Here is an 11,634-nt window from a genome sequence, read left to right as displayed (position 1 = left end):
CTGAGCCTGCTCCTTGTGCTGCTGACCTGCCTGCTGAGCTGCGCCGGTCAGATATGCCAGAAACAGGCGGCGCGCCAGGTGAAGCGCTCCCGGCTGACAGGCTGGCTGCTGGCCAGTCTGGGTTTTCTGGGCTGCGGCATGGCGGTATGGCTGCTGGTGCTGCAGCGTCTGCCGGTAAGCCTGGCGTATCCGATGCTGAGCGTCAATTTTATGCTGGTGGCCGTAGCGGCCAGGCTCTTCTGGCGCGAAAAAATGTCCCGCATCCAGTGGGTTGGAACATTGCTGATTGTGGCGGGCGTGGCGGTGATCGGGAGTTACGCATGAAGGGATATCGGCTGGCGCTGTGCAGCGTTCTGTTGGTTACGGCCGCGCAGCTGGCGCTGCGCTGGGCGATGGTTCGGCTGCCGGGCCTGGATGCCATCGCCGAATGGCGCCTTTCGCCGCGGCCTGCGCTGGCGCTGTTCGCGGGATTAACCGCCTACGGGTTTTCCATGCTGTGCTGGCTGCTCGCCTTGCGGCGGCTGCCTCTGAGCCGCGCCTATCCGGTGCTTAGCCTGAGCTATGTGCTGGTGTGGCTGCTGGCCATTTTACTGCCGGCGTTCGCCGAACCCTTTCATCCGGGAGCGCTGGCCGGCGTCGCGCTGATCCTGCTGGGCCTGCTGTGCATGGGTGTCCGGCCCAAGAAGGCCGCTTCTTGACGGCACACGTTAAATCCGACGGGCGCAGACTTTGCGCGTCGGCAAGTTCGCCGGTTTTTACTCAGGACGCTGCGCGCGGACGTTTTAAAACGCATACTCCAGCATGAGGCTCACCGCGTTGCGGTTCGACGAGGTAACCTGCGCCTGAACCGCCTGCGGCGATGCCATCTGTTGCTGCTGCGTTTTTTTCTGCGGCTCTTGCGTTTGCGCGCTTTCCCGTTTTTTCGCTGCGGGCCTGGGGCGCGCCGCCGCCGGCGGCATCTCGGCCTTTTCCACCTTTTATCAAAATCCCAACGCCTGCCCGTCCCGTCGGCTGTCGCTGGCGGCGACATAGCCGTGATTAGGGTTATCCGACAGTCGCCAGATAAATTGCCCTGCGCCAAAATCCATATAAGGGTCATCGATGGCTTTTAACCGGTGCCCGCGATCCTGCAAGCGTTGCGCTACCGTCGGGTCAAAACGACTTTCCAGATCAAGGGTGAAATCCCGGTTGATTTTCCAGCGAGGCGCATCGCAGGCGGCCTGCGGCTGCTGATGAAAATCCAGCATTCTGACGATGGCTTGCACATGCCCCTGGGGCTGCATATCGCCCCCCATAACGCCAAAACTCATCTGCGGTTGCCCATCTCTGGTCAGAAACGCCGGGATTATAGTATGAAAAGGGCGTTTCCCCGGTGCCACCGCATTGGCCGATTGCGGATCGCTGGAGAATCCTGCCCCCCGGTTTTGCAGACTGACGCCATACCCGGGCACCACCACCCCCGAACCAAATCCCATATAGTTGGACTGAATAAACGACACCATCATGCCGTTTTCATCGGCGGCGGTCAGATATACGGTGCCGCCGCTGCGCGGCATTCCCGCCGTCGGCAGGCTGGCGCGGGCCGGGTCAATTTTTGCGGCGCGCTGTTTGAGGTAACTGCCGTCCAGCATCTGCTGGGGCGTTACCTCCATCGACGCGGGATCGGCCACGTAACGGTATACATCGGCGAAGGCCAGTTTCATCGCCTCGATTTGCAGATGCTGGGCGTCCGCGTCATCCGGCGCCAGGCTCGCCAGATCGAACTGCTCCAGAATCCCCAGCGCAATCAGCGCCGCGATACCCTGTCCGTTCGGGGGGATCTCATGAAGCTCATAACCGCGATACCGCTGGCTGACCGGCGTCACCCACTCAGGGCGATATGCCCGCAAATCCTGCGATGTCAGACTGCCGCCGGTTTGCTGTGACCATTGAACGATGGCGTCGGCGATTTCACCTTCATAAAACGCCCGCGCGCCTTGCTCGGCCAGCAGACGCAGGGTTTTCGCAGCCGACGGAAAGCGAAATAGCTCGCCGGTCCGCGGCGCGCGCCCGTCGGGCATAAATGCATCGGCAAAGCCGGGTTGTTGCGCAAGGATCGGCACGGCGGCCCGCCATTTGCGCGCCACCATCGGCGCCAGCGTTACGCCGCGCTCCGCGATCTCAATGGCGCCGTGCATCAGGTGGGAGAACGGCAGTTTGCCGAAACGGCGATGCAGCGCTTCCCAACCCGCGACGGCCCCCGGTACGGTAACCGCATCCCAGCCGCGTTCCGGGCGGTTTGCCAACCCTTGCGCATCGTCGCCGTAACGGCGGCGAAAATAGCTTACATCCCAGGCCGCGGGCGCCGGGCCGGACGCATTCAGGCCGTGCAGCCGCCCGCCGGCCCAGATTAGCGCAAAGGCATCGCTGCCCAGTCCGTTTGATACCGGTTCCACGACCGTTAGCGCGGCGGCGGCGGCGATGGCGGCATCCGCCGCGTTGCCCCCTTCCAGTAATATACGGTTGCCCGCCATCGCCGCCAGCGGGTGCGAGGTGGAGACGATGTTGCGTGCAAACACCGGCGTGCGCGGCGTGAGATATGGGTTGTGCCAGTTAAAGGTCATGGTTGTTCCCCTTTTTGTACGCGTTGTTCCGCCGATGCCTGTAACGCCCGGCGGTCGACTTTATTGGTGCCCGCCAGCGGGAAGCGGTCGGTGAGCCAAATGCAGCGCGGGTGTAGGTATGCCGGTCCCCGTTGCAGCATCCAGGTTTTCAGCGCCTGCGGGGCAGGGTTTTCTCCGGCTCGCGGGATCACCCAGGCGACCGGTTTTTGGCCTTTGATATCATCCGCCACCGGCACCACGCAAGCCTGTTGCACCTGCGGGTGACTTTCCAATAGTTTTTCGACTTCGCCAGGCCAGATATTTTCGCCGCCGCAGACGAACATATCGTCGTGGCGCCCGACGAACCGGAAGAAACCCTGTTCGTCGCGGCGGAATACATCGCCGGTAATGTAATAGCCGTCATCCGTGAAGGGGGACGGCAGGTCCGGGCGTTGATGGTAGCCCTGCATCAGCGCCGGGCTTTTTATTTCCAGCACGCCTTCGTCCGCCGGCTCGCCGGCGCCGTTGCGCAGCCGCACGTCGACGGCGGCGTGAGGATAACCGGGCGAGCCGGCGGGGGCGCTCACCCCCTGTGGATGAGGGGCGAACACCACCGGCCCGGCTTCTGTGGTGCCATAGGCATTAATAATGCGCGCCTGCGGCAGCCAGCGGCGCAGCGACTGATACAGACTGTCGCTCACGGGGGCAGATCCCATGCGGATGGCGCGCACGCAGGAGAGATCGAGCTCTGCCAGCAGATCTTTTTCCTGCAACATCATGGCCAGCATCGGCGGTACGGCGGTGAGCCAGGTGCAGCGGTAGCGGCCGACCGCCTGGAGATAGGCGCGCGCGTCAAATTGCGGCAGCAATACGGTCGCCACCTGGCTGGCCAGCGTCAGCAGCGCCAGAGCCAGCGCATTCATATGGTAGAACGGCGCGGCAATCAGCACGCGCTCCCCGGTTAATTCCCGGGCCGCCAGGCGGGTCGCCACCACCCAGCGCTGGCTGGCGTGCGTCAGGCGCACGCCTTTCGGCACCCCGGTGGAGCCGGAGGTGTACAGCATTAGGGCGAGGTCGTCGGCGCCCGGCGTAAAGCGGGACGGCTCGCCGGCCTGGCGCAGCGCCTTCAGCTCCGCGCCAAAGCTTACCCGGGGAAGATCGCCGTCGATACGGGCAAGCTGATCCCTATCGCCCAGCAACAGGCGGCTGCCGCTGTCCGCCAGAATGCGTTCAATGGTGTCCGCCGGGAAACGAAAGTTGATGGGGACCGCCACTAAACCGGTGCGCATAATTCCCAGCAGGCTGGCGATATAGTCGATGGAGTTGCGTGCGAGGATCGCCACCCGCGTCCCCGCAGGCCAGGAAAATTGCCGCAGGCCGCGGCCGATGGCGTCGGCCTGCGCATCCAGCTGACCGAATGTCATTTCCCGGCGCGCGCCGTCGGCGAGCGGGACGATGAACGCGGTCCGATCGCGATGGCGCGGCGTGATCTGGAACGCGCCCAGGTTGTCCGGCGGCGTTAATAAGCGGGCGTCAGGCATCGTTAAACTCCAGCACCAGCGCCAGCGCAGGGATGGCTACGGCCAGCCGCCCGCGTTGTCGTTTCAGGGGGAAATGGAGGCGTTGCGCCGCCGCCGCCAGCGCGCCGGTATCTCTGCCGGCGATATGAATCGCGGCGAAACGGCTTGCGCGATCGTCCGCCAGCGTCAGCAAATCACCGTATTGCGCCTGCCATTCCGCGAGGCCGAGGATGCGCAGCAGGTTTGTACTGCCCAGCCGCGCATAATGAAGGCGGGTCGCTTCCGGATCGCGCGCCGCCACGGTTAATGCCCGAATAGCGCCGGGCTGCAGCCACTCGTCGCGCCATACCCATTCCGGAGTGTGGTGCCGACAGAAGTACACCCGTCCGGCGCTGAAGCTGCCCGGCGCCAGGCGCAGGGTGCTGAAGCGGGCTTCGCCTTTTTCCGCCCCGCTAACCACCGCGCGGGAAAAATGCTGCGCCGGCTGCACGTTAAAACCGGCGGCGCGCAGCGTGGTTTCCGTACGTTCGGTATCGTCGCTGGCAAACACCAGGCCGTCAATACCGGGCGGGCTATCAAGCAGCTCCCGGCGCAAAGGCTGACTCGGATCTGGAAGGCCGATCAGTTCCAGGTAGTGGTCGGCGAACATAATCAGATGGTTGATCGAACCCAGGCTGTGATGCCCCCTGGGCGTTAACGCGAACCCCAGCGCCCGGAACAGTTCCGCGCTGTCATCCAGCGCAAAACGGCAGTTGATCGCCAGATGATCCAGTTTTAGGATCATGCCGCCCCCTGTTCCGCCGGCGTTGCGTACAGACCGCGTCCGCTGGCCGCCAGGCGGCCTTGCGCGTCATAGACCCAGGCTTCCGCGCTGGACGCCAGCCTGCCGTGTTTAATGACTTTGGCTTTGACGGTCAGATCGCCGCGCGCCGGGCGGTGATAATCCACATGCAGGTTGAGGGTCGGCACGCCCTTGCCGGTCCAGGCGACCAGCGCCCAGTCCGCCGCCAGATCGATGAGCGTGGCGAGAATACCGCCGTGGATATAACCGCCCGCCGGGTTGACGATAAACTCCTCGCGAAAAGGCACCTGCAGGGTAATCTCCCCCTCATCCGCCTGCGTAACCCGCAGACCCAGCCACTGGTGATAAGGGCCTTGCAGCAATTTTTGTTCGATATCTTGTCGGTTCATTTTGGCTCCTGAATCAGGGAGTGACGACCACTTTGCCCAGCACTTCGCGGTCGCGAATCAGCCGTAGCCCTTCCACCGCCTGTTCCAGCGGCAGTATCCGGTCAATCAGCGGGGTGATATGTCCTGCGGCGACCATCTCAAGCAGCGCGGTCAGATTTTCCGCATAGAAGCTATTGGAGCCCTTGATATTCAGCTCGAAACTCCAGACGTAGCGCAGGTCTTCCTGCGGGTCATAACCGGCGGTAGCGCCGCATACCAGCAGGGTGCCGCCACGTTTCAGGCATTTCAGCGACGGGCGCCAGGTGTCGCCGCCGGTGAAGTTGATCACCACGTCCACGCCGCCTTCATAAGTGCGGCGCTGCGGTTTGCCGTATTTTTCAATCGCCCAGCGCGAGAAGTCCTGCTCACGGTAGTTGACCACATGATCCGCGCCGAGGGTCTTGAGCGCCGCCGCTTTTTCATCGCTGCCGGCACAGGCGGTGACTTCCGCGCCCAGGTGTTTTGCCAGTACTACGCAGGCGGTGCCGACGCCGCCGCTGGCGCCGAGGATCAACACTTTGTCGCCAGTTTTAATGGCGCCATGGGTGATTAGCATGCGATGGGCTGTGCCATAGGCCGCAGGCAGCGCGGCGGCCTGTGCAAACGTTACGCCGTCCGGCAGCGCGATAAGCTGGCGCTCATCGACCAGCGCATATTCCGCCATGCCGCCGTCGGTCATTTCCCCCATCAGACCGACGCCCGGCTTCAGCGGGTTAACCAGCACCCGATCGCCGACGTTCCAGCCGGTTACGCCTTCCCCGATGTCGTCGATGGTTCCCGCCAGATCCAGCCCCGGTATTACCGGCAGCGGGACTTTAATACCCGGCATGCCCTGTACGGTGAAGATATCGTGATAGTTAAATGAGGATGCCCCGACGCGCACCACGACATGTCCGGCCTGCAGCCGGGGGATGGCTCTGTTTTCATCAATACTTAGCTGCTCGAGATCGCCGTGCTGCTGTAATACCAGCGCTTTCATTGTGTTGTTCTCCGGGTTATTTCAGGTTTTTCGCGGCAAGGTAGGGGCGGGGATCGAACAGGTCGTCATTCAGCCCGCCCTTGATAGAGCCGCTGCTTAACAGCACCGCGTGCTCGCGTTTCAGCGTGTCGATGTCCGCGCTTTCAAATGACATCTGATTCATTCGGTCCCACAGGCTGACGTAGGCGCGCGCCTGTTCTTCCGGCAGGTTGGCCTTTGCCTTGAGGATTTTTACCACGTCTTCCGGGTGAGCCCGCCCCCAGTCAAGGGTATCGCGCAGGGCGGCGATGACTTTGGCGACGGTTTCCGGCCGCTGGGCGAGCAGTTCGCTGCGCGCGGCGCCCACGCCGATATAAGGAAGGGCGTCGCCGTGAGCCAGTTTTTTCCACTCATCGGCAAAGGTGCTGATAACCCGCAATTTCAGCTCCGGCAACTGCTTGACCGTCAGGGTGCGCAGGGCCGCGGCATCGACCTGATTCTGCGCGAGGAACTGCGCCAGGCGCGATTCGTTCCCACCGATCAGCGAAAATTCATGCGCGGCGATACCGGCGTTTTCCTGCAACAGGGTGGTGCCGATGACCGCCACGGAGGAACCCGCTGGCGACATGCCCACTTTTTTGCCTTTCAGTTGCGACAATTCGGTGATGGGCGATCCCTCCGGGACCACGAACGCCACATCGGCAGGCTGCGTGGCGGCGAAAATCTTCACCGGCACGCCTTCGGCGGCCACGCTGAATACCCCCGCGACCGGCGCGCCGAAGGCCAGATCAATGGAGCCGGACGCCAGCGCTTTCAGCGGCGCATTCACATCCGGAAAGTGAACGAACTCGACGTCTACGCCGCGTTTTTTCAGGAAATCCTGACTCTCCAGCACCGAGCCGTAGCCGAGGCTGACGCCGGATGTCCAATAGCCGATGCGTACTTTGTCGTCGGCCGCGCCGAGCCGCGGCAATAACCCCGCCAGCAGCGCGAAAAGAACAAGCAGTTTTTTCATGTGATTCCCCCGAGTGCATAAGTTATGAACGTTTTTTCCAGCGGAACAGGTGGCGTTCCAGCGGTTTCAGCAGGCCGCCTTCCAGCAGCAACATCAGTGAGACGAGCAGCAGTGTCCAGGCGAACACCTGGTTGGTCTGCACCAGATCGCCGGCCTGGCGCAGGCGATAGCCAATGCCATCGGACGACCCCAGCGTTTCGGCCACCAGCGACACCCGCCAGCCGAAACCAAAGGCCAGGCGCGCGCCGGAAAAGAAGTACGGCAGAATGGTGGGCAGATAGATTTTTCCTAGCGTCTGCCAGCGGCTCATGCGAAAACTGCGCGCCAGTTCGACAAATTGCGCGTCCACGTTTTGCGCGCCCTGCCAGACGTTGGTGAGGATGAGCGGCATGGCCGTCATAAACACCACAAAGATGGTAGTGGCATCAGAAATACCGAACCAGATAATGGCGAAGATGGCCCAGATCGCCGACGACACGCTGTTAAATACCGCCAGAAGCGGTTCGCAAAAACGCGCCACCCGCCGGCTGGCCCCCAGCGCCAGACCGAATGCGGTGCCCGTCAGCGCCGCCAGCACAAAGCCCGATGCCACGCGCCTGAAGGTAACGCCGATGTCGTGCATCAGCGTTTCACCCCGCCACAGGCCCAGCAGCGCCTGCCAGGTGGCGGCGGGGCCGGGTAAGACAAACGCCGGAAGATGCTGCGCCCCCTGCCACCAGGCAATCAGGAAAATCGCCAGTAAAACCAGCCGTTGCAGGAGTAGGCTGAGGGTGCGTGAAAAGAGTTTCATCTCATACCTCAAGGCGTAACAGACGAATCTGTTCATTCACTTCGGGAACGGTGGCGATACGCGGGCGCGGCAGAACCAGCGCGGTTTCCAGATGGATGCGCCCCGGATGGGGTTTCAGCACCACGACCCGGTCAGCCAGAATCACCGCCTCTTCCACGTCGTGCGTCACCAGTACCACCGTCATTCCCGTCAGTCGCTGAATACGCAGCAGTTCGTCGTGCATGGCGCTGCGGGTTTGCGGATCGAGACGTGAGAAGGGTTCGTCCATCAGTAATATTTGCGGCTGTACCACCAGGCTGCGCGCCAGCGCCACGCGGCTGCGCATCCCGCCGGATAGCTGGTGCGGCCAGTGCCGGGCGAAGGCGGAGAGGCCGACCAGCTCCAGGGCGTCGGCCGCCCGCCGCCGGCGTTCCTGCTTATCCAGCGCGCTGTTTTCCAGACCGAAATGCACGTTCTGTTCGACGGATCGCCACGGCAGCAGGCGGTCTTCCTGAAACAGGTAGGCGATGCGTCGCCAGTGCTGAAATTGTTTTGTCGGAATGCCCTGAATGGCAATGTCGCCGCTGTCCGCGGACAACAGCCCCGAAATCAGGTTCAGCAGGGTGCTTTTACCGCCGCCGGAGACGCCCAGCAGCGCCACTATTTCCCCCTGACGGATCGTTAGAGAGACGTTGTCCAGTACGTTCTGGCTGGCAAAGGATTTACTGACGCCGCGTAATTCAATGGAGACGCTCATTCGAATATCTCCTGCGGCAATACCGGTAGCAACGCGCCCTCTTTACTCAGGGTGGCGTAGATTTTTTCCAGCGTCATCGCCTGGAAGGTTTCAATATGACGGCGGGCAATAAATTCCACCCGTTTCGCATCCCCTTCGATAAACGCATCGATCATGGCGTTATGGTCATGCTTTATCTCCGGTTTAATGCGTTGCACATTAAATCCCAGCGCCACCAGCCGCGCCATTTCATCCATTAATCCGGACAGGGAGCGAATTAAATGCGTGTTGCCGGTGGCCTGCGCGATGGTTAAATGGAAACGTTTATTGGCGTTCATAAAGACATCGATGCGCGTGGACAGCGGGGCTGCCACTTCCACCCGGCACTGGGCTTCAAGGACTTTCAACTGCGCGACATCCACTTTGCCGACGGCCAGCCGCGCCGCCAGCGGCTCCAGCGCCGCGCGTACCGTGAAAATCTCTTCCACGTCCTGTATCGTCACCGGCGCGATGCGGTAGCCCTTGCGCGGGCGTGAGATCGTCAGCCGTTCATGACTTAGGCGCGTCAGCGCCAGCCGTATGGAGTTTTTCCCTGACTGGTAGCGATCCATCAGTTCGGATTCCGTCACCAGCGATCCCGGCAACAGTCGGCAGGTCAGAATATCGCGACGGATGGCGTGATAAGCCTGGTCGCTTAAAGATAAGAAATCGCCCATCCCGGTCCTCTCAGTCTATTACTGTGAGCAGCTCACTGCGTCACATTGAGTACCTTAATGAGCGCATTCTGTCGTAATGCCGGAGATGAAACTAATAATTAAAACAGCAATGTAATTTATCTCTGAGCATCAACTGGGCTGCTCAGCGGCTATGTCGGCGATATTCAGGAAAATTTTTCCCGCTCGTATTGTGAGCGTCTCACGATATTGAGTGACAGGCGCGGTATCGGGATAACGTTATGCGTTCCGATTTTATCGCGCCTGTGTTACGCGGGTTGAAAACTATCTCTGGGGCGTGGGGGGTAAACCGGCCAGGAATGCCTTGAATGCGGGAAGAACGGCCTCCGGGCTCTCTTCCAGAAGGGTATGCGAAGCAAAAGGCAAATTCAGCAGGCGCGCGCCCGTAACCTGTTCGGCCAGGTCGAAAGCCTGACTGCGGGAGACCAGAAAATCGTCATCGCCGCGGACAACCAGCAGCGGGCAGGCGATCGACCTTACCGACGCGCCCGGATAGGCGTCGTCATCGTTGCCGAGCCACATGGCGGTGGTTGCGGCAAACAGCGCGGCAAAATCGGGTTTGGGGTTTTCAGCCTCATATTGCCGGATCTGCTGCGCAAACATCTCTCGCCATGCGTTCTCGGTGACGCCCTGGTAGATTCCGCGCGTCGGATCATCGGCCGACAGCTGCCAGTGGGCGCCGACGGCGACGACGAAACGAGGCTTGACGCTGCCGGACGCGGCGAGGCGCAGCGCCACGATGCCTCCGTCGCTATGGCCGATAATCCCGGCGCCGGTCAGCCCAAGCGCGGTCAGAACAGCGGAGACGTCCTGCTCAAGCCGATGATAGGTGAGGGGGGCGTCTCCCAACTCCGAGCGCCCATGCCCCCGGCTGTCGATGGCGATCAGGCGGTAATCGGCCGCCAGATATTTCGCCAGCGGCAGGAAATCGTTTCGGCTTCCCAACCCGCCGTGAAGCAGAACGATCGGTTCGCCATCCGCCTTGCCGGCTTCCGACACAAATAGCGCTGTATTATCTACGGTTACGGTCTGTCCAATATCGAACATGCTTTTCTCGCTTGGAATGTTATCAACGGGGAGTTCGGCTACGGCTCTCGTTCCATCCGCTTGGATGGATACGCTGCTTTGCGCCGCAGGACTTTTAGCAAAGGTAAGAACGGCGAAAAACGCCAACGATAGGCTAAATAATATCGCTTTTATGGTCATTTTCCTTTCGGCGCCGCTAGCCCAACAGGTTGAATTAAGATGGAGAGTTTAGGCCGCGGATGGCAATAAGGTATTGATTTGACGCAAAGGGCCGGCCGTTCGGCGATAACCTTGCGCGCGTGCCGGCGCAACGGTAGTGTAAGTATCTCGATAAACCGGACTATTGCCTTTTAGAGGTATTTAGGTATCTAGTTGCGGAAGAGAAACGCTGTGCTTAAAACGTGATTTGAACGCTTTTAACCCTTATTAAATCCTCCAAAACATAAGATTGATAGCATCCTTGATCTCATCCGCGTACTTGCCAAGATCCGCGATAGCTTCGCCAATGACTTCAACGGAAACGCTCGATAGTTCAGTGGTCATCAGCCGATAATCTTCGCCGTCGAGGCGGAGCTGGGGGAAAAGTGTCTTATTCACTTTTTCAGACTGGTGATGCGATTCGATAAGTGGAATGACCATCCGTCGTTTTGGCGTCTCGACAATATCACTCTGCACATCGACAAGCATTTTGTAGTGGCTGGCGCGTTTGTATTGATAAACCATGAATTGCATGGTCACCAATTCCTGTTTTCATCAGCAAAGGAGCCATGCTGTGCGATGAATCTGGCGACGTCTTCTATCCCTTCGCGATTTTCCTTCTTCCACGCTTCAGCCTTTATGAGACGGGCTTCTTTGCCGATGACATCGTTCACCAGTCCAGAAATATTGATTCCGGCAGCACTTAGAACCTGATAATTGTCTTTGTCCACGGTAACGCTAATGCGGTGTTTCATAATAGTGCTCCTCGCTTACGCATACTGTGAGTATATATTCCGCATAGTTGTTCAGCAATTAGCCAAGATTCAACTCAAGCCGTCAAATGTATAAACCCGAAAAACATGACG

At 60.5% G+C, this 11,634-nt stretch carries 15 protein-coding genes; 2 read left to right on the top strand and 13 right to left on the bottom strand.

The annotated features are described in order from the left end of the window. Complete coding sequence (gene arnE / locus VSX58_RS16840) at positions 1–324, top strand: 4-amino-4-deoxy-L-arabinose-phosphoundecaprenol flippase subunit ArnE (RefSeq protein WP_327619179.1); 324 nt, start codon at positions 1–3, stop codon at positions 322–324. Beyond that, on the top strand, positions 321–698 hold the full coding sequence (arnF, locus tag VSX58_RS16835) for a 4-amino-4-deoxy-L-arabinose-phosphoundecaprenol flippase subunit ArnF (protein WP_327619097.1): 378 nt from the start codon (positions 321–323) through the stop codon (positions 696–698). The genes arnE and arnF overlap by 4 nt, the downstream gene beginning before the upstream one ends. A gap of 84 nt (positions 699–782) precedes the next feature. Here arnF and VSX58_RS16830 read toward each other — a convergent pair whose 3' ends face one another. The 13 genes from VSX58_RS16830 to ccdA all read right to left on the bottom strand — a co-directional run bounded on the left by VSX58_RS16830 (position 783) and on the right by ccdA (position 11,523). Further along, the gene (locus tag VSX58_RS16830; RefSeq protein ID WP_327619096.1) at positions 783–974 is read right to left on the bottom strand and encodes a hypothetical protein; all 192 of its coding nucleotides are present in this window, start codon (positions 972–974) and stop codon (positions 783–785) included. Positions 975–980: 6 nt separating this feature from the next. Then, the gene (gene ggt, locus VSX58_RS16825) at positions 981–2,603 is read right to left on the bottom strand and encodes a gamma-glutamyltransferase (protein ID WP_327619095.1); all 1,623 of its coding nucleotides are present in this window, start codon (positions 2,601–2,603) and stop codon (positions 981–983) included. Further along, positions 2,600–4,123 (bottom strand): class I adenylate-forming enzyme family protein, encoded by a 1,524-nt coding sequence (locus VSX58_RS16820; protein WP_327619094.1) that lies wholly within the window; start codon positions 4,121–4,123, stop codon positions 2,600–2,602. The genes ggt and VSX58_RS16820 overlap by 4 nt, the downstream gene beginning before the upstream one ends. Further along, positions 4,116–4,886 carry a VOC family protein gene (locus VSX58_RS16815; protein ID WP_327619093.1) on the bottom strand — a complete coding sequence of 257 codons (771 nt, stop codon included), beginning with the start codon at positions 4,884–4,886 and terminating at the stop codon, positions 4,116–4,118. Before VSX58_RS16815 ends, VSX58_RS16820 begins: the two co-directional genes overlap by 8 nt. Continuing rightward, entirely contained in the window at positions 4,883–5,293 is a 411-nt protein-coding gene (locus VSX58_RS16810) for a PaaI family thioesterase (protein ID WP_327619092.1), read from the bottom strand. The genes VSX58_RS16815 and VSX58_RS16810 overlap by 4 nt, the downstream gene beginning before the upstream one ends. Before the next feature lie 13 nt (positions 5,294–5,306). After that, positions 5,307–6,311, bottom strand: coding sequence for a zinc-binding dehydrogenase (locus VSX58_RS16805; protein ID WP_327619091.1), 1,005 nt, complete (start codon positions 6,309–6,311; stop codon positions 5,307–5,309). Positions 6,312–6,327: 16 nt separating this feature from the next. Continuing rightward, a complete protein-coding gene (locus VSX58_RS16800) occupies positions 6,328–7,305 on the bottom strand; it encodes an ABC transporter substrate-binding protein (protein ID WP_327619090.1) in 978 nt (325 codons plus the stop codon). Positions 7,306–7,327: 22 nt separating this feature from the next. Then, on the bottom strand, positions 7,328–8,095 hold the full coding sequence (locus VSX58_RS16795; protein WP_327619089.1) for an ABC transporter permease: 768 nt from the start codon (positions 8,093–8,095) through the stop codon (positions 7,328–7,330). A 1-nt stretch (position 8,096) separates the two neighbouring features. After that, entirely contained in the window at positions 8,097–8,831 is a 735-nt protein-coding gene (locus VSX58_RS16790) for an ABC transporter ATP-binding protein (RefSeq protein ID WP_327619088.1), read from the bottom strand. Continuing rightward, complete coding sequence (locus VSX58_RS16785) at positions 8,828–9,526, bottom strand: GntR family transcriptional regulator (protein ID WP_327619087.1); 699 nt, start codon at positions 9,524–9,526, stop codon at positions 8,828–8,830. The genes VSX58_RS16790 and VSX58_RS16785 overlap by 4 nt, the downstream gene beginning before the upstream one ends. Before the next feature lie 282 nt (positions 9,527–9,808). Then, positions 9,809–10,591, bottom strand: a complete 783-nt coding sequence (locus VSX58_RS16780) for an alpha/beta fold hydrolase (protein WP_327619086.1) — start codon at positions 10,589–10,591, stop codon at positions 9,809–9,811. 405 nt (positions 10,592–10,996) lie between these two features. Further along, on the bottom strand, positions 10,997–11,302 hold the full coding sequence (ccdB, locus tag VSX58_RS16775) for a type II toxin-antitoxin system toxin CcdB (protein WP_327619085.1): 306 nt from the start codon (positions 11,300–11,302) through the stop codon (positions 10,997–10,999). A gap of 2 nt (positions 11,303–11,304) precedes the next feature. Continuing rightward, positions 11,305–11,523 (bottom strand): type II toxin-antitoxin system antitoxin CcdA, encoded by a 219-nt coding sequence (ccdA, locus tag VSX58_RS16770; RefSeq protein WP_327619084.1) that lies wholly within the window; start codon positions 11,521–11,523, stop codon positions 11,305–11,307. Positions 11,524–11,634: the final 111 nt, after the last annotated feature.

The sequence above is a fragment of the Brenneria populi genome, from assembly GCF_036016195.1.
Taxonomy (GTDB): domain Bacteria; phylum Pseudomonadota; class Gammaproteobacteria; order Enterobacterales; family Enterobacteriaceae; genus Brenneria; species Brenneria populi.
The sequence above is the reverse complement of the archived record's forward strand: the minus strand, read 5'-3'. Positions and strand labels throughout refer to the sequence as shown.